This window comes from Saccharothrix tamanrassetensis (assembly GCF_014203665.1).
Lineage (GTDB): Bacteria > Actinomycetota > Actinomycetes > Mycobacteriales > Pseudonocardiaceae > Actinosynnema > Actinosynnema tamanrassetense.
The window spans coordinates 234,210-258,615 of record NZ_JACHJN010000009.1 but is presented as its reverse complement, the minus strand read 5'-3'; the positions used below and the strand labels follow the sequence as shown (position 1 = coordinate 258,615).

Here is a 24,406-nt window from a genome sequence, read left to right as displayed (position 1 = left end):
CCACCCGGCCCGGTTCGGAACCGATTCGCGGGAGATGCCCGAACCGGTTTCCGGGAAGTCGCCGTACCGCTTAAGGCGCAGTGACTCGCGCCCCTACCGGGAACTCCCGCAGACGCCGGGGCTGTACGAGCAGCGCCGGCGTAAAAGGGTCGTGCGGCCGGGCGTAGACGGCGAGCACGTCCTCCATGCGGGCGGCGAACTCCGCATTCGCCCGCGGCGGGATGTTCCAGCACTTCCTCAGATGAGGGCGCAGTTCCGTTTTTTCAGAACCCGGCCGATGGTCGAGTGGCCGAGGAGCACGCCAGGGCGACCAGCCGGGCCTCCACCTCGCCGGTCACCGGGGACGGCACGGGCGGAAGGTCCCGCTTCCTGCGCGACACCGTGGGCAGCGCATCGCCGCCGGTCTCGGCGAACCGCTTGGCGACCAGCCGCAGCATCTCACCCGAAACCCCGAGGCGGGCCGCGATCACCTCCTCCGGGTCCGGCTCGCCCACCGAGGTGTCCAGATCGAGCAGGACCTGGGCCCGCCTGATCGACGACGTCGGATGCACACCCGTGGTGATCAGCCGGATCAACGCCTCACGATCCCGCGCTGTCAACCTGACCGGCCGCTTCGACTGGGACGCCATGTCAACAGTCCTTGTCCGGCAGGGAGAAGGACCTGCCGGACAACAGCCTCTCAGCCACAAGCACCACAACTACCCGTCCTACCGCAACCACACGCCCCACCCTGGCGAGCCGCTGCTCAAGTCCGTCCGCCAACTCGCCGAGTCCGTCGACGACCTCCCCAAAGGCCGGCCGAAACTGACCGCCTACGACCACTGACCGAATTTCGCATACTCGGCTAGGCGGTGACCGCGTCCAGCTCGACCACGGGGGCCACCGCGACCTCGTCCTCGACCGGCACGGCGGGTTCCAGCGGACCGAGCCCGGTCTGCCACTCCTGGTCGGCCAGGGCGAACGCGGCCACGGTCAGCGCCGCCACCGGACGCCCCAGCGGCAGCTGGTCGGCGAAGAAGTCCAGCTCCAGCCGCGCCCCCAGGGGCGAGGGGCGCAGCCGGAGGGTGCCGTGGGGCACCTCGTCGGGGTGCGCGAACCGGCACGACCACTCGGTGAACACGATCGGGCGTTCCACGGTCTCGGTCGGGTTGACCGCGCGGACGTTCGCGCCGACCGTCCCGTGCCGGTAGTCGTCGGCCGCCGCGACCAGCAGCTCCTCGAACTCGATGGACGACACGCCCAGGTCGTGCCCGGCGACCAGGGCCACCTGCGCCAGCGCCAGCGGCAGCTGCGGCAGCGCGTCCTCGAAGCACACCATCGCGCCGCCGTAGCGGGTGTTGATCTCGGTGGGCAGGAAGCCCTCGGCGGTGGCGATGCCGTCCAGGGTGAACGTGCCCCGGTAGTCGACCGTCTCGCGCAGCCGTTCGCCGACGCGGCGGGCCAGGTTGCGCATCTCCTCGCGGATCCGGGCGGGCGGGTCGTAGTAGGACGCGCAGCCCGCGTACAGGAACCGGGCCTGGCCCTGGCGGCGCGGCACGACCATCTCGATCGGGCGGAGCACGGCGGTGCCGTCCGGGAACACGATCCCGTGCACGCTCACCGGGATCCCTTCCAGGAACGGCATCACGCGCACGAAGTCGCACTTGGCGCGGAGCACCTCGAACGCGTCCAGCGCCTCCTGCCGGTCGCGCACCCGGCGGACGAAGTTCGCGCCGCCGTTGATCGCCGGACCGTCGCCGGACCACACGACGCCCGCGCCCCGGTCGAGCTCGGTCGTGGCGTTCCACAGCCCTTCGAAGTCCAGGTCCAGCACCACGGCGGGCGCGCGCGGCGCGGACAGCTCGTCCCACAGCGCGTCGATCGTCGTCTTGTTCTCCAGCTCCACCCATTCGGGGCGGCGCGCGTTGAGCACCGGCCGGCCCGCGAACTCGGGGGTGTGCAGGTACGGCGTGCTGATCACCAGCGCGTCACCGGTCGGGTCGAAGTCCTCGAGGACTTCCCGCACCCGGCGGTTGGGCGAGGTGAGCAGCCGGGTGAGCCGGTTCTGCTCGACCGCGACGAACCCGCCCGCGATGCCCAGCGGCACCCAGCGGGCGACGCCCGAGTCGTGCAGCGGCGCGTGGTCGTCCGTCGACAGCACGAGCGTGTGGCGGGCACCGAGGTGGTGGAGTTCACCGGCGCGGGTACTCAGCCGGGTACCGCCCGCGAGCACGACCAGCCGGTCGCCGAACAACGTGCCGAGGCGCTCCTGGAGCGCGGAAAGGACATGATCCATCGCCGAGAACTCGCTTTATGAGAAGCAGACGAGACAACCGGCGAGCGCCGGTGCCACGCACTGTAGAGGCACTCCTGGGCACCGGCCCAGCACGGTCCGGCAACGAGGGGATGAAACTTGCCGATGGCCTCGGGACCACCGGCGCGAGATCATCGAGCGGCGTCGCGAAGCACCTGGTCAGCCCGGTTCAGGAAGGCGCGCCGGGTGTTCGACTCGGGGGACGGCAGGGTGAGGCCCAGCAGCGTGTCGTCCAGCGAGGGCGGGGCGGCGGCCACGATCGCCGCGGCGGTCTCCAGGAAGCACTGCCGCTTGGCTTCCCGAACGGCGTAGTCCGCGAGTACGCCCTCGATGCTCGTGTGCATGACTGGATGCGGGTAACTCACTTGGGTTGTATCGGCCGGGCACGACAACACCTTTAGGGCCAATTTCCACCGGGCCGCTGTCAGTCGTCGGAGTGACGTCGTGCTGGGATGGCGACATGCGCGTTCTGGTCACCGGTGCCCGCGGTTACCTGGGCCGCAGCGTCGTCGGAGAACTCGGCGCGGCCGGGCACGCGGTGGTCCCGTTCGCCGGGGACATCCGAACGGCCGACATCCCGCCGGCCGACGGTGTGATCCACCTGGCCGCCTTGCCGCGAGTGAGGGAATCGTTCAACGATCCCCTCGCCTACTACGACGTGAACGTGACCGGCACCCTCCGCCTGCTCCGGGCGGCACCGCCGCGGTTCGTCCTGGCGTCCACCGCGGGGGTGTACGGCACGCCGTTGTGCCACGTCCTCACCGAGGACCACCCGCGACAGCCGACGAACCCTTACGCGGCCTCGAAAGCAGCCGCCGAGGACGCCCTGGCCTGGACCGCCCGCGCCGGTTCGACGGCGGCGGCGACCCTGCGCCTGTTCAACGTCGCCGGCGGCGGGGACCGCGACGACACCAGGGTGATCACCAGGGCGTGCGGCGTGGCGGCGGGCAGGCTGCCGTCGATGGAGGTCTACGGCGACGGGACGGCGGTGCGCGACTTCGTGCACGTGCGGGACGCGGCACGGGCTTTCGTGCTGGCGCTGGAGACCTGCGAGCCGGGGCGGCACGAGGCGTACAACGTCGGCGCGACGCCGGCGTCCGTCGCGGACGTGCTGGCGGCCGTGCGCCGGGTGACGGGCCGCGAGGTCGCCGTCGACCGGAAACCCGCCCACCCCGGTGAGACCAGGGAACTCCGCGCCGACACCACCAAGCTCCGGGCGCTCGGCTGGCACCCGCGCGAGTCCTCGCTCGACGGCCTGATCCGCGACCAGTGGGGTGGCGGTCCACATCGGACCTAGCGGCGCGGGAGCTCCCAGGGGATGCGGAAGACCCGGACGCCGGCTTGGAGCTGGACGCCGAGTTTCTCGGTGAGGTGGAAGCGGTGGGCGGGGGTGGTCGGGGCGTCGTGGGCTTCGGGCGCGTCGACGGCGGTCGGGGCCTGGTGCACGCCGTCGCCCGGGTGGCTGCCGGTCGAGAGGTCGCCGCCGCCGGGCACCGCCCCGTTCGACTCGCTGTCGGCCGCGGACCCGTCCTCGGCGTGCTCGGCCGCCGGCTCGGGCCGGTCGTCCGGGCCCTGCTCGTCGTCCCGCTCGGGCTGGTCGTCCGCGGTCCGGTCAGGCTCGCTGGCCTCCGGCTCGTTGTCCCGCTCGGGTTCGTTGTCCGGCTCCGGCTGCGATTCCGGTTCCGGCTCCGCTTCGGGCTCCGGCTGTGGTCCGGGCTGCGGTTCGGTGGCCGGCCCCGGCGCGGGTGGCAGGCCTTGGACCGCCACGGCGTCGAGCTGGGCCGCCCGTGCCAGCAGTTCGGCCGCCAGGGCCGCCGTGGTCCGCTCGTGCAGCTCCGCCGTGTGGCGCAGCGCGGCCGGGTTGCCTCGATCCGCCTCCCACAGGTGCTGGAGCTGGTGCACGAAGGTGCTGTAGGTGTCGACCCGGCGCACCACGGCGTCGTGCGCGTCGTGCACGGTCTTCCACTCGTCCGCCAGCCGATCGCGTGCGGTGGCGAAGCGTTCCCGGGCCGGGCCGTGCCAGAACGCCGGGTCGATGCCGGGCAGCTGCTCGACGCCGTCGGCGAGCGGTTCCCGCTGCGCGGTGGTGGTGTCGGCCAGCGCCCGCGTCCACCCCGGGTTGCCGGGCGCCTGCTCGGACGCCCCGAACACCCGCACGGGCTGCGTGACGGAGGACGGGTCGTCGTCCTCCGGCTCAGGTGATCGCGGTCGATCCGCCATCGTGCTCACCCGCCCCGGTGTCGGCCAGGCGGGCGAACCGCGCGGCGAGTTCTTCGTCGGTGGTCCGGTACTCGGCGGCGATCGCGTGCAGCGCCGCCGCCGTCCGCTCCGCCCCGCCGCACAGCCGGTCGAGCGCGGCGTAGAGGCTGCGCTGGTACACCGTCACGGCTTCGCGCAACGGGTCCGACTCGGCGAGCCGGGTCGCGTCGATGCCGAACCGCCACACCACGTGGCCACGCCCGCCGTCCGCGACCGCCAGCAGCCTGCGGGCCAACTCGTCCAGCTCGGCCAGGTCCACCGAGAAGCCGTCGGCCGTCATGTCACTCCTCCACAGACCAGCGCCGCGCCACTTCCTCGGCGGTCCAATAAGTGCTGCCCGTGCCGCCGACCACCGGGTCGACGGCGAGCCCGACGCCGGGGATCCGGGCGATCAGACCGAGCACGTGGACGCCCTCGGCGCGGGTCGCCGAGCCGCCCGGCCGCCGCCCTGACGACCGCTGGTACTCGCCGAGCCGCTCGGCGGTGGTGAACACGCACAGGAACTCGCCGCGCTCGGCCGTGCGCACGGTCGCCAGGTAGTCGTCCTCGACCTCGAAGTGCAGGGTCCAGCGCTCCAGCCAGTACTCGATCTCGTCGCGCCGGGACGTGTTCCACGCGTCGATGAGGTTCGACAGGTGATTGCCGTCCACCTCGATCCGCGCCCGCCCGATCCCCGTGCGGCTGTACTCCCGTTCCACTTCGACCAGCTCGACCAGCCGTTCCGCGGGCGGCACCGGGAGGTTCCGCCGCAAATGCCCGCCGACCGAAGTCGTCAATCGGCCGACCACCTTGTTCGTGGTGAACGCGGCCCACCCCTTGCCCCGTCGGCCGGCCAACAACTCCAGCCGATCACCCAACCACCGGGCGTTGAGCTCGGAGTCGCGCGGCGTGTTGTAGGCGTACCTGAGGATGTCCCGGTTCTTCTCGTCGTTGGTGACCAGCCGAATGGTGTTCTCGACCTGCCAGAGCACCTTGGCGAGCACGCCCCAGTCGTCGTCCTCCGGGTGGACGTGCAGCCGTCGCCCCAGGTCACTGGCCTTGAGCAGGACGAGGTCCAACCCGCGCACACCGAGCGCCTTGTGCAGCCGCTGTTCGATGGGAACCGGCACGGTGACTCCTCGGCGAAGTACGGGGGGTGGCGGAACGAACGCGGATGCTAGCGGACCTGCCACCCGATCTTGAGGCACTCGAAACGGTAGATCAACCACCTGGCCCGGCAAGTCCGCGCACATTGTCCGCAAAATGGCGGAAACCCCATCCGCGAGCTGGGGAAATGCCGAAGACTTGCCGCTCCGGACCGCCGTTCTTGCCGGGTAATTGCCGAATCGACCCGACCGCGGACCGCAAATTTCCGGCAAATTGCCGACCACCGGATGGCGCCTGCGGCAAATTGCCGGCATGTTGCCGAACCGGTCGTTGCGGGCGGTTCGCGGGCTCATTTCACTGGAGATCGACACCCCCGCGAACGAGGAGCCGACGATGGCCGCACCCCAGGACCCCCGCAGCTGGCCCGCCCTGCTGCACCGGCTCGCCACCAGCTGGTCGGCGCTGCTGCGCCTGCTGTTGGGGCTGGTGATCGTCGTCGCGGTCGTCACCGGCGCGCTGCGCCTGGTCGGCGACGTGACGTTCCAGATCGGCCCGATCGGCGTCCACCACCGCGTCGAGCGGCTACCGGCGCTTGGGCACCGGGACGCGGTCGAGGTCCGCGGCCACCACGACCTCGCCGTCGAACACCTCGGCCGCCTCGGCGTGGAACAGCGCCGGATCGTCGTAGCGCTGCGAGAAGTGCGTGAGCACGAGCTTGCGCACGCCGCACTCGGCCGCCACCCGTGCGGCCTGGGCGGCGGTGAGGTGGCCGTGCTCGACCGCCAGGCGTTCGTCGACGTGCAGATATGTCGACTCGATCACCAGCAGGTCGGCACCGTCGGCGAGTTCGAACACCCCGTCGCACAGCCGCGTGTCCATGACGAACGCGAACCGCTGACCGGGCCGCGGCACGCTCACCTCGTCCAGCAGCGGCGGCTCGAGGTCGCGGATCGCCGGGCCGCGGATGCCGTGGCGCGCCAGCAGTTCCGGGACCATCCGACGGCCGTCGGGTTCGACCAGGCGGTAGCCGTAGGTCTCCAGTGAGTGGTCGAGCCGGCGGGCCTCCAGGGCGCCGAACGGCCCCACCGCGATCGGCCCCGGCCCGGTCACCGGCACCTCGCGCAGGTCCACCGTGTCGTAGAACGAGCTCGCGTGCCGCAGGCGTTCGAAGAAGTGCGCCCCCGACGCCGGGTAGTAGGCGTGCACGGGGTGCGGGGCGCGGTCCAGCGACAGCCGCTGCACGACGCCCGGCACGCCGAGGCAGTGGTCGCCGTGGAAGTGGGTCAGGCAGATGCGGGTGATGTCCCGCGCGGGGACACCGGCGAACAGCATCTGCCGCTGCGCGCCGTCGCCGGGGTCGAACAGGAAGCCCTCGTCGTCCCAGCGCAGCAGGTAGCCGTTGTGGTTGCGGGTGCGGGTGGGCACCTGGCTCGCGGTGCCGAGCACGACCAGCTCACGTGGTGACACATGGCAGAGTTTGCGGCATGGAGAGTTTGCGCGCGGTGTCCGACTGGCCGGTCGAGACGGTGGCCACGGCCGTGATCGACGCGGAGGGACGCGTCCTGGACACGTTCGGACCGGTCGACCAACGGTTCCCGCTGGCGTCGGTGACCAAGCCGCTGACCGCTTACGCGGTGCTGGTGGCCGTGGAGGAGGGCGCGGTCGAGTGGGACCAGCCCGCCGGGCCGGAAGGTGCGACGCTGCGGCACCTCATCGCGCACGCGTCGGGGCTGGCGTTCGACTCGGCGGACGTGCAGGCCGCGCCGGGGACCAAGCGGATCTACTCCAACACGGGCTTCGAGGTGATGGCGGACCTCGTGGCGACGGCGACCGACATCCCGTTCGCGGACTACCTGGCGGAGGCGGTGTTCTCGCCGCTGGGCATGTCGTCGTCCGGTTTGGCCGGCTCACCGGCGGCGGGGGTCACCTCCACCGTGGCCGACCTGGCCCGGTTCGCGGCGGAGGTGCAGTCCCCGAAGCTCGTGTCGGCGGCGTCGGTGGCGGAGGCGACCACCGTGGCGTTCCCCGGGCTGCGCGGCGTGCTGCCGGGCTACGGCCTGCAGCGCCACAACGACTGGGGACTGGGCTTCGAGATCAAGGCGGACAAGTCGCCGCACTGGACGGGCGCGTCGTCGTCGGCCCGGACGTTCGGCCACTTCGGGCAGGCCGGCACGTTCCTGTGGTTCGACCCGGAGGCCGGCGCGGCGTGCGTGGCGCTGACCGACCGCCGGTTCGGCGAGTGGGCGATCGAGGCGTGGCCGGCGTTCACCGACGGGGTGCTGGCCGAACTGCGCTAGAAAGTGACGACGGCCTGCCCGCGCACCCGGCCCGCCCGCACGTCCTCGATGGCCGCGGCGACCTGGTCGAGCCGGTAGGTGCGCCCGACGACCGGGGTGACCGCGCCGGACTCGATGAGCCCCCGCAGCGTCACCAGGTCGTCGTGCCGGTCCTTGTGCACCAGCGGACGGGCCTTGAAGCCGAGGAACGGCGCGGCCAACACGCCGCGCACCCATCGGTCGGTCCCCATGAACAAGCGGCCACCCGTGCCGCCGACGAAGACCAGCGTCCCGCCCTTCCTCAGCACCCGCGAGCAGTCCCTGATCGACGGGTTGCCGTAGATGTCGATCAGCACGTCGAACCGCTCACCGATGTCCCGGAAGTCCCGGGCGCGGTAGTCGACGACCCGATCGACCCCGATCGACCGCACCAGATCGGCTTTCGCGGCCCCGCAGATGCCGGTCACGTCCGCACCCAGGGCCTTGGCGATCTGCACGGCATAAGCACCCACGCCACCGGACGCACCGGAGATCAACACCTTCCGCCCCGGCCCGACCTCGCCCAGGTCCCGGACCGCCTGCAGCGCGGTGAACGCCGCGATCGGCACCGCAGCGGCGGCCTCCACCGGCACGTTGTGCGGCCTGCCCGTCACCTGTCCTTCGGGCACCGACACGTATTCGGCGAACGTGCCGTCGTACCACCCGAAAACCTCGTCACCGACCCGCAACGACCGCACACCGCGACCGACCGCCTCCACGGTGCCCGCGAAATCCAACCCGAACACCCCATTGGCCGGTCTTCGCAGCCCAGTCACGAACCGCATCGCATAAGGCAGCCCGGCCACCAGGTGCCAGTCGGTTCCCGAAACCGGCGCAGCCGCTACCCGCACGAGCACCTCGCCATCCTTCACCAGCGGTTTGTCGATGTCACCGACGGCCAGCACCTCGCCGGGCGCCCCGTAGCGGTCCTGCACAAGAGCTTTCACGCTTCCTCCTCCGGGTACTGGAACACTTCACCCAACTCGACCCCGAACACCCGCGCGATCTGGAACGCCATTTCCAACGAGGGCGAGTACTTCCCCTGCTCGATGGCGATGATCGTCTGCCGGGTGACATCGACCCGTGCGGCCAGTTCGGCCTGCGTCATTTCCCCGTGCGCGAACCGGAGCGCACGAATGGAATTGGTGATCTTCGTCGGCTTGCCCAAAGCTACAGCCCCCGCCGATACGAAACGAGCTTCGTCGCGGAAGCCACCACAGCGGCCGACACGAAGACCGCGTACATGGCATTGGCCACCCAGAAATAACCGGCCTCCGCCAACACGAGGACGAACGGACCCACCATTCCCACGCCGAGGACGACGCCACCGACGTACTCACCGAACCGGTGGATCTCCCGATCCCTCACGTCCCGCTTGAAACTGCCGCCGGGCTTGACGATCTCCACCACGACCCGTCCCACCACGGACAGCACGACAGCCACTCCGACCGCCCACAACATCGCGGACTTGAAGGGCACGTCGACCAACGCCCCGTCGCCCACCCGTCCGAGCAGCACGATCACGTAGACGAAGTAGCTGCCCGCGCCGGCCAGGAGGTAGACCCAGGTCCCCTTCTCCTCGTACGACACTCCCCCACCTCCATGTAAAGCAAACTTGACATGGCCAGTGTCAAGCAAGACGGACACCGTGTCAAGCATCTTTGACATCGAAGGGCGGGCGAGGTTGCTGCGCCGAAATCGGGACGGGGCCCGAGATGATGGGCCCCGCCCCGATCTGAGGACATGCTCCGCGCGCACAGGTCCACCGGCCGGCTGGGTCGGACCGGGTTCACCGCCGCGCTGTCACCGCCGCGCTGTCACCGCTGCGGCGTGCCGCACAACGCCAAGGCCGCGAGCTTGTCGATCGTCTTGCCGAACTTCTCGCGCGCCGCCGGGTCAGCGGAGTCGATGGTGCCGTGAGTCACCGAGAACACGACCCGCTTGCTGCGATCGGACGTGCTGTACATGTACGTCGTCGCGCTCTGGGTTCCTCCGGTGTGGCCGTGCCCGGTGCAGTTCGGGCCGAAGTCCGTCTGGAAGAGCCCGAGGCCGATCCGGCTGCCCTCGGCCGCTGCCGGGATCGACTTGCGCATCTCGGCCAGCAGGTCGGGGCGCAGGAGCTTGCCGCCGAGGAGCGCGGAGACGAACGTGTCGAGGTCCCGCGTGGTGGAGATGATCTCCCCGGCCGGGCCCGCCCAGGAGGGGTTCATCCTCGTCGCGTCGACCGTCTTCAGCCTGCCACCGTGCTGGTATGCCATGTAGCTGTGCGCGTTCGGGCCGGGGATCCCCGTCCGGGTGCCCGGCAGGCTGGTGCCGTGCAGGCCGAGCGGCTTCAAGATCCGTCGTTCGACCTGGGTGTCGTAGTCGGTCCCGGTCGCCTTCTCGATCAGCAGCCCGAGCAGCGAGTAGTTGGTGTTGGAGTAGGAGTGGCGCGCGCCCGGCTCGAACCTGGCGGGCTTGGTGAGCGCGAACCTGACCAGTTCGTCGGTCCGGTAGGTGCGGAACATGTTGTCCACGTAGTCCTGGCCCCACATGGGAATGCCGGGGTCCGTCGTGCCATCGGGCTTCACGTCACCGGTGTAGTTGAACAGGCCGCTGGTGTGTTGCAGCAGCATTCGAACCGTGATCCGGCGGTCGAGCCCGTAGCGGGGCAGGTGGCGGTCCACCGGATCGTCCAACCCGACCTTGCCCTCGCCCACCAACTGCATCACAACCGTGGCAACGAAAGTCTTGGTGATACTGCCCGCCCGGAACCGCCCGTCGACAACCGGCTTGGCCGGCCGGTGCAGTTCAGCGACACCGGCACTGCCGGCCCACTCGCCCCGCCGATCGTGAACACGCATCACCACCCCGGCCGCCCCGGTCGCCACCACCTCGTCCATCGCCCGCCGCACTTCCGCACGATCCCGCCCGGCGGCCTGCGCGGAATCCTGCGCGGCGTCCTCGCGGTTCTCCGGCGAAACGGCAACGGCCTGCCCGGCCACCCCGGTCAACAACGCGGCCGTCATGACCGCCACGCCGACCCGTCGCATGCTCGTCCTCATACAGCCCTGTTCCTTCGCCTCAGTTTTCCCGTTTCCGGGATTCGCGTTCACGTCGTCACGTGATGGCCCCGGCGAGTCCTCGCTGCACTCGACCCTAGAGACGGGAACGGGCGACCAGAATCGCGTCAGCGTCCGTTCGTGGGTAGTGCTGGCGCTACCTTTTCGGGAAGTCGCAGCCGGCGAAGTCGGCGAGCGGGACGTATCCGATGCGCTGGTAGAGGGCGTTGCTGGTGGCGTTGGCCGGGTCCGCGAACAACACCACGTCCGTCGCCCCTGCGGCCAGCGCGGCACGGCTCACTTCGGCCGTCACGGCGCCGGCGTAGCCACGCCCCCGGAGGTGGGCCGGGGTGTAGACGGGGTCCAGGCGGACCATGCCGGCGACCATCGAGGTCGTGCCCGCCATGGAGACGGGAGTGCCGTCCGGGGTCTCCCAGAACGTGAAGTGCTTGTCGGCGAAGCGGGAGTCGGCCCACGAGTCGGCGGGGGCCTCTCCGACATCGGCGACGAACTCACCGCACCAGCGGATGACCTGGTCACGGTCCTGGGCGCCCGCAACGCGCCCCCGGCCCTCCGGGACCGGCTGCGGCGGGGTGAGCGTGCCGAGACGATAAAGACGGACCCGCAGGCTGTCTACCGGAACTGCGCCTGTGTGCCGCTGCCACGCCTCGGCGAAAGCGGTAGCGGTGTCGTGGTCCGCGGTGACGCCGGCCAGAGGGTGGCCGAGGTCGGCCAGGTGGGCGGCGAGGGCGTCGGCCTGCTCTGGGGGGACGGCGGTGAGGCTCAGGCGGTGGGTCGGACGGCGGTAGAAGATGGCGCGGACCTCTCCCCCTTGCTCCAGCCGGCCGAACACGGTGGCTTCGCCGTATGCGTCCACCCCGGAGGTCCGCAGCTTCTCGAACACCGTCAACGGCATGGTGTGCAGGGCGGGGCGTGAGCGCAGGAAGTCCCCGGCTCGGGCGAGAAAGTCATCGACGTCTTCGGTGAGGTGCCAGCCATCCGAGCGCATGCTTCATGGTCCCTGACGCACACGGCTCCGGGGCGCATCTGCCCGTAGACGACCCGCCGCCACTCTTGGTCGTATTCGTTGAGGCGCATGGAGTTGAGGGCCGGGCCGGCGGCGGTGCGCGAACGCGTCGCCCCATATCTTGATTGACCGGCGCAGGACACTGGGCGTTGTGCGAGGCGGCGGAGCGATCCGGTACCTCGAAATGGGGCCGGCGCTACGCCGGTGGTCATCGTCGGCTCAGGGGGAATCCTGTTGGAGGACGTTACTTTCACCAACGCCGAGGTGGTGTTGGCCGGTTCGCTGACGTTGCCCGACCGCGGTGCGCCGCTGCCGGGTGTGGTCATGGTTGGTGGGTCCGGGCCGTCGGACCGGGACAACGACACGCACTTCCCGGCGATCCGGCGGCACCTGGTGGACGCCGGGATCGCCGTGCTGTCCTACGACAAGCGCGGCGTCGGCGGGTCGTCCGGCGACTGGCTCGACGCGTCGATCGACGACCTGGCGTCCGACGCGGCTGCCGCCCTGGATCTCCTGCGTGCGCGACCGGAAGTGCGGAGCGGGGCTGTGGGGCTGTTCGGGCACAGCGAAGGCGGCTGGGTCGTCCTGCGCACCACCACGCTGCGGGACGACGTGCCGTGGGTCGTCACCAACGGCGGGCCCGGTACGACACCCGCCGCGCAGGACCGCTACGAGCTGTCCACCACCTTGCGGCGAACCAAGGGGATCACCGACGACGAGGTCGACGCCGCGCTGGCCGCCTACGACCGCGTCATCGAGGCCGGTCGGCGCGACGCCGACTTCGCCGAGGCGATCGGAATCACCCAATCCCCGCCGACCGCGTTCACCGAGCACGCCGCCCAAGTGGACGAGCGCCTCTGGCGTTTCCTCAAGCGCAAGCAGGACCACGACCCCATCCCGGACGCGCTGCGCCTGCGGTGCCCGCACCTGGCGATCTTCGGCGCCGACGACGAGGTGGTCCCGGTCGCCGACAGCATCCGCCTCTTCACCGCCGCCGCCTGCCACCGCCACCGCGACAGCCGGGCGACGCTGACCGTCGAGGTATTCCCCGGTGCCGACCACCGCGTCCGGACCGACGGCGGCACCCGACTGGCACCCGGCTACCTCGACACCCTGACCCGGTGGATCATCGGCCGGACCGACGACCAAGGCACCTGAACCCGTCCCGTCTGAACCGTTGTGCCCGAATCCGGGCATGGTGCGCCTGGGCAGGTCCTCGGAGGTCCAGCCGAGCAGCAGCATCGCGTCGCCGGTGTCGCCGCCGGCGCGTTTCCCCTCGTGGGCCAAGCTGTAACGCCGAATTGCCTGCCTGCAAGGGAGTATCAGACTTCAGGGGTATTGTCATTCGCCGTGCATGACGCTGAGAACGAGCCGCCCCCTTCGTCCGCTCGCCCTGGCCTGGATCTGGAACTACTTGCCCATCAGATCTTCAGTGAGCTCGAAGGGGACCGCGCGGTCGTTAAACACAATGATCGCATCCTAGGTCGCCTTTCCGGCGCACAGCGTCAAATAGATGTGAGCATCCGGTGGTCGGATGCGACCAAGCAGCCCCGCCTGGCCGTCGTGGAGGTCAAAGATCGTGGGCGGCGGGCCGACCTCACTGATCTAGACAAGTTGGCCACGGTCCTAAGGGACACTGGCGCAGATCGCGGCGTATTGGTGAGTAATCGAGGGTTCACCGCGCCGGCCCTCCGCTATGCCCGCAATCTCGGTATCGAGTTGTACGCCCTACATGACAGTGTGACTGGCCGTTGGCGTGATGTACTCAAGCTGCCTGTGCTCTGGACGACACTTACACCCGTCCTATCAGGATCGCTCTCACACCATGCGGAGGCGGGCGACACCATCTACAGTGACGATCGCGTTGGCTGGTTCGCCAACTTGTCCGACGATGGCGGCAAGACGCGAATTCGTATACCGGAGCGCTTCACGGATCTGTGGAACTCACGGCAGCTAGATATCCGTGCCGACGGTCCAGTGAAACTTATCAGTACCAAACCAGTGCAGATTTACGTGACTGATGTCAATAACGAACCGCGGTGGCGGCCTGTGTACGATTTTGTCATCAGTTACACCGTCCGACGCCGCTATTGGCTTGGCCACGTCGATCCGGTTGAGTGCCGCGGACTCGTCGATCTGCTGAGCCACCGCATCGTCCCGTCATACGTGCACTGGTCAGAAGTCCCCCTCTCCCGTGACGAGTCGTGGGTTGAGATTGAAGATCCACACGCCGTTCCTGTACGCGCAAACGAGCACCTCTACTCAATCGAGGATGCAGTAATTGACCCGAACAACTTTCGCTTGGGCAACTCGCAGGAGATCAGGAACGCCACCACAGGTGAACTGGAGAATCGATCGACAGTCTCGCCGCCCACGACTCCCTAACCTGAGCGGGACCACTCTGTCCAGACCCCAAGCCCACAAGGTAGGTGCGAGAACTCAACCGAACTACCCACCACCACCCGAACCTATCACCCTCGCGGCAGCACCGGATAGCCAATTCAGATAGCTTGCAAGGTAACGAGCAATCCGCACCACCGGCCCGCCTCAGCAGGATCGGCTAGCTGATCGTCGATATCTAGACTTCGAACTGCCGCGCATGTCAGCGCGACAAAGCTGCGGCGGGCCGCGCGGGAGGTGGCGGGATTGGGGATGCGGTCGCGCTTCGACACCCGTACTTGCGTGGGATTCTCGATCGCGGGACTGGTTCTTGCTCTTGTCTCGCTGCTAGTGGAGATCAGCGATTGGCAGAAGGCTCGTGGACGGGTGCATCGAAGGAAGGCCGCAGCGGCTGCTGTTGCGCGGCTTTCGGCGCTTTCTGGACCACGGCCGGGAAAGGAGGTGGCGGCGGTGTCTCGGCGTCCCGGGCAGACGCTGGAGCAGTCGCCGCGTCGGTTGGTGCCTGCGGTGGAGTCGCGAGGACGAGGGCGCTAGAGCCTGTTCATCGCCTCGTCCAGCCACAGCAGGTGGGCCTTTGCCTTCGACCGTCGCCATGCGGGTGAAGGCACCAAGAGCACTTCCAGCGGTGTCGGTGAGCGTGCGGAAGTGCCCTTCGATCGTGACCACCTCGACGTGGCCTGGGAAGACCAGGCCGTAGGCGGCAATCTCGGCGTCGTGGCGGGTTCCGTACTCGTTGGCGATGGCGAAGAGCCTCGGGGCCGTGCTCGTGGGCTAGGCCGTGCAGAAACCGTTGGAATCCCGCTTCGGCCCACTGGGGCTTCGTGTCGGGCTGGTCGGTCATGCCTGCTGTCCTCGATGCTGTGGATGAGATCTGCCAATTCTTGGCCGGTCAGGAGTGTGTTGCCGGCCTGCTCGAGTGACATCCACCAGCCGACGAAATCGAGCCGACCGCAGTGGGCGGGAGCGGAATCGTCGTGCCCTCGTCCACGACTCGGACGTGGTCGGTGACCAGGGACGGGGGTGTGAGCGGGCGGTACAGGACGAAGGCGATGGGCAGGTCCGGGATCTGCACGACGGGGTCGGGCGGATGGTGAACCAGGGGTGTTGGATGAGTCGTTAGGTGAGGCTGAGCGGGATGGAGACGGCACCCAGTTGTGAGCCGACGACCGCGAGTACGGCTTGGCCGCGGCGAGTTGGCGCTTCCCACCATTCGCGCACCTGGGCGGGATCCGTGGTGGCGGTGTCGGCTTGTTGGAGAGTCACACGGGTCACTGGATCGCCAGTGGTGGGATTGACGAAGCGGCCCTAGTGCCAGACCACGCCAGGCACGACGGGTAGATCCATCGCGGCGTAGGCAAGGGCCGCTTGGAGGGCCGTTTCGTCGGTGGCGAGGTTGAGGACTGGTTGGGGGGTTCGTACACCAGGGAGATCCTTAAGTGACTGCCTTCCCGTCGCGGCTGCCGGACGATCTCGATGACGTCGACGTGATCCGCAGCCATGACTGGAAGTCGTTCTTCTCGCTGGACCGGATGCAGAACCACTGGGTACGTCCCGAGTGGCCGTCCGGTCGTCGGGCCTATTACTGGATGTTGCCGTTCGACGGGACCGAACTGGTCCAGCTCGCCAAGCAGTGTCAGGCCCGCCTGGAGCACCAGCGCTTCGATCTTGTGCCCTTGGACGCCTTGCACCTGACGGTGGGACGAGTCGGGTTCGTGAACCAGGTGGCCGCAGAGGTCGCGGCGACAGCCGCAAACGCCGCTCGGAAGCGGTGCCTGCGGCTGTCGCCGTTCAAGGTGGAGATCGGGCCGCTGGCACGTTCGCGGGGTGCCCTGAGGTTCAGCGTGTCCCCCTGGTCAGCGCTTTTCCCATGCACCAGGCGTTGGCGGACGCCGTGCGTGATGTGGTCGGCGACCGGGCGCACATGGACACCCGGTACTTCCGGCCGCACCTGAGCATCGCCTACGCCAACACCGACGTGGTGGTCAGGCTGCTGCTGCCGATGATCGACGAGCTGCGCGAACGGCCACCTGTGACCGCAGCCGTGTCCGAGGTGGCGCTGGTGGAGCTGCGCCGAGAAGGCACGATCTATCGGTTCGACAAGCTGATGAGCGTCCCGCTCGGCCCGGTGGCGACCGCTTCGGCCTAACCACCTCCGTCCGACAGGGCACGGATGATCGACGCGGTGACGATCTTGTAATGCCCACCGGGTCGCATGGCCTTGGCCGGGAACTCGCCGCGTGCGATCAGGTCTTACGCCTTGCTGCGGGGGATGTTGAAGGCGGTTGCCGCAGTGGCGACACTGACCGCAGCCGGCCATCGTCGGATCACGCTCATGCCCTCCGCCGGCATCGACCTGAAGGTCATCCAGGATGACGCTGGGGCACTCGAGGCTTGCCATGACCAGCGACCTCTACATGAGCGTCCTGCCGGAAGTGGCGAACGGCGCAGCCGAAGCTACCAGGTCGATCGTGCCACGAAGAGCAACGCTCGGACACCCAAGGACTCCGACAGCGATAGCGGAACAACGAGGTGAGGCCCGGAGATAGCGGAAACCGCAGTGAGAGGGTGGTCTCACTGCGGTTCTGCGATGCGCGCTCGGCAGGATTCGAACCTGCAACCTTCTGATCCGTAGTCAGATGCTCTATCCGTTGAGCTACGAGCGCATCGTTCTTCAGTTGTCACCAGGCCGAAGCCGGGTGTTGCGGAGGCTCCGGGATTTGAACCCGGGATGGGCGATAAACCCAAACCGCATTAGCAGTGCGGCGCCATAGACCAGACTAGGCGAAGCCTCCCGGAGCCCTCGGCTACGACGCATAGGTTACACAGGTCGGCACCCGACTAGCAAAACACCCCCCTCCTACCCCCGTCCGTGCTGGTCAGGAGGTACGAGGAGGGTGTTCATCCGGGGTTCAGGCGGGGGTCGTGTGGCGCACGTCTCGCCGACCTACCTCGCCAGGGCCAGGAACGGGGTGAGGGCGTCGGGGTTGCGCAGGGCGTCCCGGCTCACGGCCTGCTCCGGCGGGGTGCCCGCGAGGATCTTCTTGACGGGCACCTCGCACTTCTTGCCGTTGAGGGTCCTCGGGATCTCGTCCACGGCCACGAAGCGGTTCGGGACGTGGCGCGGGGACAGGTTGGTGCGCAGTTCGGTCTTCAGCGCCGGTTCCAGGTCGGTCAGCGCCACGCCCGGCTCCAGCACCAGGAAGCACAGCAGCTCGCCATCGGTCCGGCCCGCTCCCGACGTGTCGATCACCAGGGAGTCCACCACCCCCGGCAGGCCTTCCACGACCCGGTAGAACTCGCTGGTGCCCATCCGCACGCCGCCGCGGTTCAGCGTCGAGTCGCTGCGGCCGTAGATGACGGCGGAGCCGCGCGCTGTGACGCGGATCCAGTCGCCGTGCCGCCACACGCCGGGGAACGTGTCGAAGTACGCCTCGCGCAGTCGTGAACCGTCCTGGTCGTTCCAGAAGAAGACCGGCATGGAAGGCATGGGTTCGGTGATCACCAGTTCGCCCACCTCCTCCACGACAGGCGCGCCGGATTCCGAGTACGCGTAGACCGCCGCGCCCAGTGCCCGGCAGGACAGTTCCCCCAGCCACACCGGGAGGTCCGGGGACGCCGCGACGAACGCCGTGCACAGGTCGGTGCCGCCGGACACCGAGGCGATCTGCACGTCCCGGCCGACGGCGTCGGCGATCCAGCGGAAGCCCTCGGGGGTCAGCGGGGCACCTGTGGAGCCGACCACGCGCAGTGCGGTCAGGTCGTGGCGGTCGGCCGGTTCCAGGCCCTCTTTCAGGCACGACTGGATGTACGGGGCGGACGTGCCGAAGTACGTGACCCGGTGCTGCTCCACCAGGTGCCACAGCACGGACAGGTCGGGGTGCGCCGGGCTGCCGTCGAACTGGACGATGGTGGTGCCCACCAGCAGGCCGGACACCAGGAAGTTCCACATCATCCAACCGGTGGTGGTGAACCAGAAGAACCGGTCGCCGGGCCCCAGGTCGCTGTGCAGCGCGAGCATCTTCAGGTGCTCCAGCACGATCCCGCCGTGGCCCTGCACGATGCCCTTCGGCAGCCCCGTCGTGCCCGACGAGTACAGCACCCACAGCGGGTGGTCGAACGGCACCGGCTCGAACGCCAGTTCCGCGCCGGCGAACCCGGTCAGCAGCGAGTCCCAGGCGACCACGCCGGGCAGGGTGCCGCCCAGGTAGTCGATCAGCACCGTGGCGCGCAAGGACGGGATCTCCGCCCGCAGCTGCTCCACGGTCGACCGCACGTCGAACCCGCGCCCGTTGTACCGGTACCCGTCCACGGCGACCAGCACGGTCGGCTCGATCTGGGTGAACCGGTCGGCGATGGCCCGCGCGCCGAAGTCCGGCGAGCACGACGACCACACCGCGCCCAGCGACGCCGTCGCCAGGAACGCGATCAGCGCCTCCGGCGAGTTCGGCATCAGCGCCACCACCCGGTCGCCGCGCCCGACGCCCAGCGACACCAGACCGGCCCGCACGGCGGCCACGCGGCGGCGCAGCTCGGCGTAGGTGAGCCGGGCCGACCGGCCGTCCTCGCGGTGGAAGATCACCGCCAGGTCGTCGGTGTCGCGGCGCAGCGCGTGTTCGGCGTAGTTCAGCGTCGCACCGGGGAACCACTCCGCGCCGGGCATCACGCGCTCGGTCAGCACCGCCGTGGGCTCGCTGTGGAACACCACCTCGAAGAACTCGGCGATCGCGCCCCAGAACGCCTCCAGGTCGGTCACCGACCACTCCCACAGCGCGGGGTAGTCGGCGAACTCGAGCCCCTTCTCCGTGGAGAGCCAGGTGCGGAACGCGGCCATGCGGCTGCCCGCGACCCGGTCGGGGTCCGGACGCCACAGCAGCTCTGCCTCGCCGGCGGCGGTGCCGGCCTGCATGTCGGTCATACCCCAGTTCCTAGCTCATCGGAGCGCGCGGAACCACAGTCGCCGGCCACACGTCGCACGGGTTGCGGCCGTCGGCGGCCACCACAGGGCCGAAGGCACGACCGGCCGCGCGGAGGGCCTAGTTGCGGCCGGCTCCGGCCAGCATCTCCTCCACGGCGGACGTGAGCCGCTGCGCGTCGGTCGGCGCGACCACCAGCCACGACCCGTTGCGCCGCACGAGGTACCGGCCGTCGGCCGTGTCCAGCCACGAGATCGCCGCGCCGGTCGGGTGCAGGTAGCCGGCCCGGTTGCGGGCGATGACGCCCACCTGGCCACCGCCGCTGCGGGTCGTCACGGCGCGCATCAGGGTGTTCGCCTCGGGTTCCCGCAGGCCGACCCCGCGCAGCACGTCGAGGAAGCCCTCGGAGCCGTCGGCGACGCCCGCCGCGCCCGCCGCCAGGTAGTCGTCCCACCGCACGTTCACCGAACGGCCGTTGCCGGGTGGCGCGGGCGGCAGGGTCGACACGGTCCGGCCGGCGAGCGCGGTCGGGCGGAAGCCGGTCACCTGGACCTGTTCGCCGACCCGGCCCGCGAACGCGCCGTGCCACGCGGCGGTGGCCAGGCCGCGGGCCTGCTCGCCGTTGCGGGTGAACACGACCTCCAGCCCGACCTCGAACTCGGCCAGACCGCGCAGGACGCCGTACAGCTCCTCGTCGGGTCGCTGCACGGTGCCCAGGCCGCGGGCGAACAGGTCGCGGGACGCGGTCTCGACCAGCCGCGCCCGCTCCTGCTGGGTGTGTCCGTAGTGCCGGGTGCCGAGCGGGACCGGGTGGGCGTCGCGGTGGACCGCCTGCCAGAGCAGGAAGAACTCCACGGCGCTGAGCCGGAAGACGCGCTCGGTCACAGGCCGATCACCGGTGGGGCAGCCTTGCGGTCCACGCCGAACACGTTCTCGTCGTCCTCCAGGTACCCGGGCCGGTTGCGCTCGTTCGCGCCGCCGGTGGCGCCCACGGGCGGCGGGGCGGCCATCGGGGCGGCCCCGATCATGCCGGACTGCGGCGTCACCGACTTCGGCGACTGGAACGTGCTGGTCACGCTGCCGGGGTTGGCGCCGGCCGCGGAACGGGCACCGGGCTCGACGCCGCTCATCGAGCCGGGGCTGCCCAGCGGAGCCGGACCACCGCCGCCACCACCGCCACCGGACGCGCCGATCGGCACCGGCCTCCCGCCACGTCCGCCCGCGAAGCCGCCGCCTCCGCCGCCGGCACCGCCGCGGCCCTGCTGCGGGTTCGTGCCACCGCCTCGCTCACGCTCGCCTCGCTCACCGCGGTCGACGGGCTGGTTCGGGTTGTTGTTCACCACGACCGGACCGCCGTCGCCACCGGTGGACGGGGGCGTGACCGGGCCGCGGGGCAGCACCACGACGGGCGGCGGCGTCGGCGCGACCGGGTTGGTCGGCGGGCTGAACGACGGCACGGTCCGGTCGACGGCGTAGGAGTTCTGCTGGAACATCGCCATCACCTCGGCCGCCTGCCGGTGCGTGGCGTCGGCGGTCAGCACCGAGTCGACCACCGGGGCGGACACCGATTCCAGGCCGGTGAACGGGCTGGTCGGCGACGTCGGGGTCGGGTTCGGCGCCGCGCGCAGGCCGTCCACCGGCACCGGCTCGTAGACGCCGTCGGCCATCAGCCGCTGCGACCCGACGCGCGGCGCGCGGGCCTCGGGCTGCGTCTGGGTGACCACCGGAGCGGCACCGCCACCGCCCGCCCCGACCGGTTCGACGACCTGCGGCGCGGGGGTCGGCGCGGGCATCATCTCGCGCGCGGTCTGCACGTGCTGGATCTCGTCGCCGATGCACTTGGCCACGTTGTCGGCGTGGTCGCTGGTGTTGAGCGCCCACTTCTCCACCGACTCCAGCGCTTCCCGCGCCAGGTCCGCGGTCTCGCCCGCCCACGCCTGCTGGGACTGCTTGATCGCCTTGGCCAGCAGCTCCTGCACCTCGCCGAGCGCCTTGCCCACGGCGGCCCAGTCGGCCTGCGCTGAGCCGGCGGCCTTCAGGTCGACGCCGGTGTGCACCATGTCGTAGAGGGCCTGGTGGGAGAACGCCATCCAGTCGACCTTCTGCCCCAGGTCGCTGGGCGGCGGCTCACTGCCGTGGCCGCCCTGACCACCGCCCTGACCACCGCCGTGGCCGCCACCATGACCCTGGCCACCGTGCTGACCGCCGCCCTGGTTGCCGTACTGGCCGCCTTGACCGCCGTACTGGCCTTGGCCGCCCTGCCCCTGGCCGCCGTACCTGTTGTCGCTCACGGGCCCTTGACCTCTCCCACACCAGCCGAGCTGAAGGTGTCCGCCGCGTCGTCGTCGGCCTCTTCGAGGTTGCGCGCCGCCTCGCGGATGGTCTCCTCGACCTCCAACAGCACCTGCATGAAGTCGCCGATCACGCTGACCGCCGACGCGTCGTTGCCCACGGCCACCTCGCGCAGCCGCCGGCCGATCGCCTCGCCGACCCAGTTGTTGCCGAACTGCAGTTCCACGTCGAGGTTGTTGACCGCCCGGTCGCGCACGTTGTCGACCAGGTCACGGGCCTGCGAGATGATCCGCACCAGGTCCCGCACGGCCTGCTTGTCCAGGTCGAGCTGGACGTTCTGCTTGTCCACCGCGCCCAGCGCGGTGGTCGCCTTCTGCAGGTCGGCCTGCGCGACGCTGGCGAAGTTCGGCGTCCCCGCCACCACCCCGGCCTCGGGCGTGACCACCTGCGTGGACGTCGGGTCGGGCGCGGCCGGAGCCGCGTCGACCACACCGGTGCCCGCCCCGCCGGGGCCGGCGACACCGGGATCGACGACTCCGGGACCGGCGACACCGGGGTGCGCGGCACCAGGGTTCACGGCACCGGCGGTCACCGCGTCCACGGCCGGTGGAACGGGCACGACCGGGGCTCCTGACGGCACCAGGCCCGCCAGCACGTCCGGTGTGATCACCTGCGTGGTCGAGCTGTCGACAGCCGGAACCGGCACCGGTTGCGGTGCGACCGGCGCGGGCTGTGTCAGTGGAACGGTGTTGCCGTCGCTCATCAGTTACCCCCTGCACTGCGGTCTTCGCCGCAGCCGCGCCGCGCGTTACCCAGCAGCGTTCGCATCGGCGTTCCGGACACTCCCCTTAGATGTACCGGGAAGCCGGTCCGGTTCCAAGCCGCCGTGAAGACCCTCGGGCGGAGTTCTACCGCAGGTGCGAGTCGAACCAGTTCAACGCCCGCTGCCACGCCTCGGCACTGGCCTCCGGCCTGGTGTCGAACCGGTGGCTGGTGTGCTCGAACCGCACCACGTCGGTCGCCACCGGGGCGTCGGCCGCCGCGTCGCGGAGCTTCTCCACGTCGCTGAACGGGATCTTCTCGTCGTCGTCGCCGTAGAGCCCCAACCAGGGGCACGCCAGCTCCTCCGCCACCTCCACCAGCGACGGGAGCCCGTCGGACAGCGGCTCCAGGATGCCGCCGCCACCCACGGTGACCGCCGCGCCGATGCTTCGGCTTCCCGCAACCACCATCGCGACCGATCCGCCCAGGTCGAAACCCATCACGCCGAGTCGGTCCGCGCTCACGCCGCGTTGCCCCAACCAGACGAACGCCACGTCGGTGTCGGCCAGCACGGACTCGCCGGACAGCTCGCTGACCCGTTCCGCCGCGTCCTCCGGCTCGTCCTCGGCCCCGTGGTAGAGGTGCGGTGCGACGGCCAGCCACCCCTCGGCGGCGAGCCCGCTCACCAGACCCCGGACGGTGTCGGTCACGCCGCGCGCCTCGTGCAGCACGACCAGACCGCCGCGGACGACGTTCTCCGGCTCCGCGACGGTCAGCCGCAGGGTGCGGCCGTCGGTGAGCGAGAGCGTCTCGGTGCGGGTAGGTGTCATGGGCCAACCCTTCCACGTGGGGGTGAACACCAGTCAACGTGAGCAACCAGACGGCGGGTATGCCCCATCCGGGTCTTGAGCGGCTAACGTCCAGCTCAGAACCGGAAGGAGTCCTCGGATGACCGTGCGAACCCGCGCAGACCTCTCCGCGCTACCCAGTTACGTGCCCGGCAGGAACATCCCGGGCGCGATCAAGCTGGCCAGCAACGAGGTGTCCGCCGGACCGCTGCCCAGCGTGGTGCGGGCGATCGCGGACGCGGCCACCGCCGTGAACCGCTACCCCGACACCGCGGCCACCGACCTCGTGGCGCGGCTGGGCGACAAGCTTGGCGTCCCGACCGGGCAGCTGGCCGTGGGCTGTGGATCCGTGACGCTGTGCCAGCAGCTGGTGCAGGCGACCTGCACCGAGGCCGACGAGGTGGTGTTCGCCTGGCGCTCGTTCGAGGCCTACCCGATCATCACCTCGGTGGTCGGCGCGGGCCAGACGCGCGTGCCGCTGACCGCCGCCCACGGCCTGGACCTGGACGCGATGGCGGCCGCGATCACGCCGAAGACGCGCCTGGTCTTCGTGTGCAACCCGAACAACCCGACCGGAACGGCACTGCGCCGGGACGAGATCGAGCGGTTCATCGAGCGGGTGCCCGCCGAGACCCTGGTCGTCGTCGACGAGGCCTACAAGGAGTTCGTCGACGACCCGGACGTGCCGGACGGCGTGGAGCTGGCCAAGGCGCAGTGGGCGGCGGGCCGGGACAACGTGGCGGTGCTGCGGACGTTCTCCAAGGCCTACGGCCTGGCCGGGCTGCGGGTCGGCTACGCGGTGGGCTCGCCGGAGCTGGCCGAGACGTTGCGCAAGGTCTACGTGCCGTTCAGCGTGAACGCGCTGGCGCAGGTGGCGGCCCTGGCGTCGCTGGACGCCGAGGACGAGCTGATGACCCGCTGCCGGGCGATCGTCGCCGAACGCGGCCGGGTGCGCGGTGAGCTCCAGGCCGCGGGCTACGAGGTGCCGGTGTCGCAGGCGAACTTCGTGTGGCTGCCGCTGGGCGAGCGCACGGCGGAGTTCAACGAGCACTGCCTGGAGCACAAGGTGGTCGTCCGGGCGTTCGTCGGCGACGGCGCGCGGGTGACCATCGGCGAGCCGGAGGAGAACGACGCCTTCCTGGCCGCGGCCCGTTCGTTCCGGCTCTGACG

At 70.1% G+C, this 24,406-nt stretch carries 24 protein-coding genes, 2 tRNA genes and 1 pseudogene; 8 read left to right on the top strand and 19 right to left on the bottom strand.

Annotation, left to right across the window (positions count from 1 at the left end; all coding sequences use genetic code 11):
* Positions 1–263: 263 nt before the first annotated feature.
* Complete coding sequence (locus FHS29_RS27180; protein WP_246440878.1) at positions 264–629, bottom strand: COG3415 family protein; 366 nt, start codon at positions 627–629, stop codon at positions 264–266.
* A gap of 73 nt (positions 630–702) precedes the next feature.
* Between FHS29_RS27180 and FHS29_RS38645 the strand changes: the two are divergent.
* Positions 703–798: pseudogene (locus tag FHS29_RS38645) on the top strand (IS982 family transposase); the annotation flags it as partial.
* A 46-nt stretch (positions 799–844) separates the two neighbouring features.
* On the opposite strand, the gene FHS29_RS27170 reads toward FHS29_RS38645, so the two are convergent.
* Together FHS29_RS27170 and FHS29_RS27165 are read right to left on the bottom strand one after the other, a co-directional pair.
* The gene (locus FHS29_RS27170; protein ID WP_184695326.1) at positions 845–2,275 is read right to left on the bottom strand and encodes an ATP-grasp domain-containing protein; all 1,431 of its coding nucleotides are present in this window, start codon (positions 2,273–2,275) and stop codon (positions 845–847) included.
* Positions 2,276–2,424: 149 nt separating this feature from the next.
* The gene (locus FHS29_RS27165) at positions 2,425–2,637 is read right to left on the bottom strand and encodes a hypothetical protein (RefSeq protein ID WP_184695324.1); all 213 of its coding nucleotides are present in this window, start codon (positions 2,635–2,637) and stop codon (positions 2,425–2,427) included.
* Between the two features lie 116 nt (positions 2,638–2,753).
* Between FHS29_RS27165 and FHS29_RS27160 the strand changes: the two genes are divergently transcribed.
* Positions 2,754–3,590: an NAD-dependent epimerase/dehydratase family protein gene (locus FHS29_RS27160; RefSeq protein ID WP_184695322.1), complete on the top strand. Its 837-nt coding sequence runs from the start codon at positions 2,754–2,756 to the stop codon at positions 3,588–3,590.
* On the opposite strand, the gene FHS29_RS27155 is transcribed toward FHS29_RS27160, so the two are convergent.
* The 4 genes from FHS29_RS27155 to FHS29_RS27140 all read right to left on the bottom strand — a co-directional run bounded on the left by FHS29_RS27155 (position 3,587) and on the right by FHS29_RS27140 (position 7,105).
* Complete coding sequence (locus FHS29_RS27155; protein ID WP_184695320.1) at positions 3,587–4,513, bottom strand: hypothetical protein; 927 nt, start codon at positions 4,511–4,513, stop codon at positions 3,587–3,589. The genes FHS29_RS27160 and FHS29_RS27155 overlap by 4 nt on opposite strands.
* Positions 4,488–4,832: a hypothetical protein gene (locus FHS29_RS27150; protein ID WP_184695318.1), complete on the bottom strand. Its 345-nt coding sequence runs from the start codon at positions 4,830–4,832 to the stop codon at positions 4,488–4,490. Before FHS29_RS27150 ends, FHS29_RS27155 begins: the two co-directional genes overlap by 26 nt.
* Position 4,833: 1 nt before the next feature.
* Positions 4,834–5,661 (bottom strand): hypothetical protein, encoded by an 828-nt coding sequence (locus FHS29_RS27145; protein ID WP_184695315.1) that lies wholly within the window; start codon positions 5,659–5,661, stop codon positions 4,834–4,836.
* Positions 5,662–6,220: 559 nt separating this feature from the next.
* A complete protein-coding gene (locus tag FHS29_RS27140; RefSeq protein WP_184695313.1) occupies positions 6,221–7,105 on the bottom strand; it encodes a ribonuclease Z in 885 nt (294 codons plus the stop codon).
* Between the two features lie 17 nt (positions 7,106–7,122).
* On the opposite strand from FHS29_RS27140, the gene FHS29_RS27135 reads away from it, so the two are divergent.
* Complete coding sequence (locus tag FHS29_RS27135; RefSeq protein WP_184695311.1) at positions 7,123–7,935, top strand: serine hydrolase domain-containing protein; 813 nt, start codon at positions 7,123–7,125, stop codon at positions 7,933–7,935.
* Here FHS29_RS27135 and FHS29_RS27130 read toward each other — a convergent pair.
* The 5 genes from FHS29_RS27130 to FHS29_RS27110 form a co-directional block, all read right to left on the bottom strand.
* Positions 7,932–8,900, bottom strand: coding sequence for an NAD(P)-dependent alcohol dehydrogenase (locus FHS29_RS27130; RefSeq protein ID WP_184695309.1), 969 nt, complete (start codon positions 8,898–8,900; stop codon positions 7,932–7,934). The genes FHS29_RS27135 and FHS29_RS27130 overlap by 4 nt on opposite strands.
* On the bottom strand, positions 8,897–9,121 hold the full coding sequence (locus FHS29_RS27125; RefSeq protein WP_184695307.1) for a helix-turn-helix transcriptional regulator: 225 nt from the start codon (positions 9,119–9,121) through the stop codon (positions 8,897–8,899). The genes FHS29_RS27130 and FHS29_RS27125 overlap by 4 nt, the downstream gene beginning before the upstream one ends.
* A 2-nt stretch (positions 9,122–9,123) precedes the next feature.
* Positions 9,124–9,543: a hypothetical protein gene (locus FHS29_RS27120; protein WP_184695305.1), complete on the bottom strand. Its 420-nt coding sequence runs from the start codon at positions 9,541–9,543 to the stop codon at positions 9,124–9,126.
* 227 nt (positions 9,544–9,770) lie between these two features.
* Positions 9,771–10,997, bottom strand: coding sequence for a serine hydrolase domain-containing protein (locus tag FHS29_RS27115; RefSeq protein WP_184695303.1), 1,227 nt, complete (start codon positions 10,995–10,997; stop codon positions 9,771–9,773).
* A 154-nt stretch (positions 10,998–11,151) separates the two neighbouring features.
* On the bottom strand, positions 11,152–12,003 hold the full coding sequence (locus tag FHS29_RS27110) for a GNAT family N-acetyltransferase (RefSeq protein WP_184695301.1): 852 nt from the start codon (positions 12,001–12,003) through the stop codon (positions 11,152–11,154).
* 252 nt (positions 12,004–12,255) lie between these two features.
* Between FHS29_RS27110 and FHS29_RS27105 the strand changes: the two genes are divergently transcribed.
* The 4 genes from FHS29_RS27105 to FHS29_RS27090 all read left to right on the top strand — a co-directional run bounded on the left by FHS29_RS27105 (position 12,256) and on the right by FHS29_RS27090 (position 16,567).
* Positions 12,256–13,179 (top strand): alpha/beta hydrolase family protein, encoded by a 924-nt coding sequence (locus FHS29_RS27105; RefSeq protein WP_184695299.1) that lies wholly within the window; start codon positions 12,256–12,258, stop codon positions 13,177–13,179.
* A 192-nt stretch (positions 13,180–13,371) separates the two neighbouring features.
* Complete coding sequence (locus FHS29_RS27100; protein ID WP_184695280.1) at positions 13,372–14,406, top strand: restriction endonuclease; 1,035 nt, start codon at positions 13,372–13,374, stop codon at positions 14,404–14,406.
* A 1,451-nt stretch (positions 14,407–15,857) separates the two neighbouring features.
* Positions 15,858–16,373, top strand: a complete 516-nt coding sequence (locus FHS29_RS27095) for a hypothetical protein (RefSeq protein ID WP_184695279.1) — start codon at positions 15,858–15,860, stop codon at positions 16,371–16,373.
* Positions 16,343–16,567: a 2'-5' RNA ligase family protein gene (locus tag FHS29_RS27090; RefSeq protein ID WP_184695278.1), complete on the top strand. Its 225-nt coding sequence runs from the start codon at positions 16,343–16,345 to the stop codon at positions 16,565–16,567. The genes FHS29_RS27095 and FHS29_RS27090 overlap by 31 nt, the downstream gene beginning before the upstream one ends.
* A 444-nt stretch (positions 16,568–17,011) precedes the next feature.
* Here FHS29_RS27090 and FHS29_RS27085 read toward each other — a convergent pair.
* From FHS29_RS27085 to FHS29_RS27055, 7 genes are all read right to left on the bottom strand, one after another.
* A tRNA-Arg gene (locus tag FHS29_RS27085) sits at positions 17,012–17,084 on the bottom strand.
* Between the two features lie 39 nt (positions 17,085–17,123).
* Positions 17,124–17,213, bottom strand: a tRNA-Ser gene (locus tag FHS29_RS27080).
* A 152-nt stretch (positions 17,214–17,365) separates the two neighbouring features.
* Positions 17,366–19,336: an acetoacetate--CoA ligase gene (locus tag FHS29_RS27075; RefSeq protein ID WP_184695276.1), complete on the bottom strand. Its 1,971-nt coding sequence runs from the start codon at positions 19,334–19,336 to the stop codon at positions 17,366–17,368.
* 118 nt (positions 19,337–19,454) lie between these two features.
* A complete protein-coding gene (locus FHS29_RS27070) occupies positions 19,455–20,219 on the bottom strand; it encodes an ESX secretion-associated protein EspG (protein ID WP_184695274.1) in 765 nt (254 codons plus the stop codon).
* Positions 20,216–21,625: a hypothetical protein gene (locus FHS29_RS27065; protein ID WP_184695272.1), complete on the bottom strand. Its 1,410-nt coding sequence runs from the start codon at positions 21,623–21,625 to the stop codon at positions 20,216–20,218. Before FHS29_RS27065 ends, FHS29_RS27070 begins: the two co-directional genes overlap by 4 nt.
* Entirely contained in the window at positions 21,622–22,389 is a 768-nt protein-coding gene (locus tag FHS29_RS27060) for a hypothetical protein (protein WP_184695270.1), read from the bottom strand. Before FHS29_RS27060 ends, FHS29_RS27065 begins: the two co-directional genes overlap by 4 nt.
* Before the next feature lie 145 nt (positions 22,390–22,534).
* The gene (locus tag FHS29_RS27055) at positions 22,535–23,218 is read right to left on the bottom strand and encodes a dienelactone hydrolase family protein (protein WP_184695268.1); all 684 of its coding nucleotides are present in this window, start codon (positions 23,216–23,218) and stop codon (positions 22,535–22,537) included.
* 118 nt (positions 23,219–23,336) lie between these two features.
* Between FHS29_RS27055 and hisC the strand changes: the two genes are divergently transcribed.
* Entirely contained in the window at positions 23,337–24,404 is a 1,068-nt protein-coding gene (gene hisC / locus FHS29_RS27050; RefSeq protein ID WP_184695266.1) for a histidinol-phosphate transaminase, read from the top strand.
* Positions 24,405–24,406: the final 2 nt, after the last annotated feature.

Coding starts and splice junctions, on each gene's coding strand:
- FHS29_RS27155 (WP_184695320.1), bottom strand. CDS start 4,513: ATGGCGGATCGACCGCGATCACCTGAGCCGGAGGACGACGACCCGTCC.
- FHS29_RS27075 (WP_184695276.1), bottom strand. CDS start 19,336: ATGACCGACATGCAGGCCGGCACCGCCGCCGGCGAGGCAGAGCTGCTG.
- FHS29_RS27060 (WP_184695270.1), bottom strand. CDS start 22,389: ATGAGCGACGGCAACACCGTTCCACTGACACAGCCCGCGCCGGTCGCA.
- FHS29_RS27170 (WP_184695326.1), bottom strand. CDS start 2,275: ATGGATCATGTCCTTTCCGCGCTCCAGGAGCGCCTCGGCACGTTGTTC.
- FHS29_RS27090 (WP_184695278.1), top strand. CDS start 16,343: ATGGACACCCGGTACTTCCGGCCGCACCTGAGCATCGCCTACGCCAAC.
- FHS29_RS27110 (WP_184695301.1), bottom strand. CDS start 12,003: ATGCGCTCGGATGGCTGGCACCTCACCGAAGACGTCGATGACTTTCTC.
- FHS29_RS27165 (WP_184695324.1), bottom strand. CDS start 2,637: ATGCACACGAGCATCGAGGGCGTACTCGCGGACTACGCCGTTCGGGAA.
- FHS29_RS27115 (WP_184695303.1), bottom strand. CDS start 10,997: ATGAGGACGAGCATGCGACGGGTCGGCGTGGCGGTCATGACGGCCGCG.
- FHS29_RS27055 (WP_184695268.1), bottom strand. CDS start 23,218: ATGACACCTACCCGCACCGAGACGCTCTCGCTCACCGACGGCCGCACC.
- FHS29_RS27160 (WP_184695322.1), top strand. CDS start 2,754: ATGCGCGTTCTGGTCACCGGTGCCCGCGGTTACCTGGGCCGCAGCGTC.
- FHS29_RS27150 (WP_184695318.1), bottom strand. CDS start 4,832: ATGACGGCCGACGGCTTCTCGGTGGACCTGGCCGAGCTGGACGAGTTG.
- FHS29_RS27180 (WP_246440878.1), bottom strand. CDS start 629: ATGGCGTCCCAGTCGAAGCGGCCGGTCAGGTTGACAGCGCGGGATCGT.
- FHS29_RS27135 (WP_184695311.1), top strand. CDS start 7,123: ATGGAGAGTTTGCGCGCGGTGTCCGACTGGCCGGTCGAGACGGTGGCC.
- hisC (WP_184695266.1), top strand. CDS start 23,337: ATGACCGTGCGAACCCGCGCAGACCTCTCCGCGCTACCCAGTTACGTG.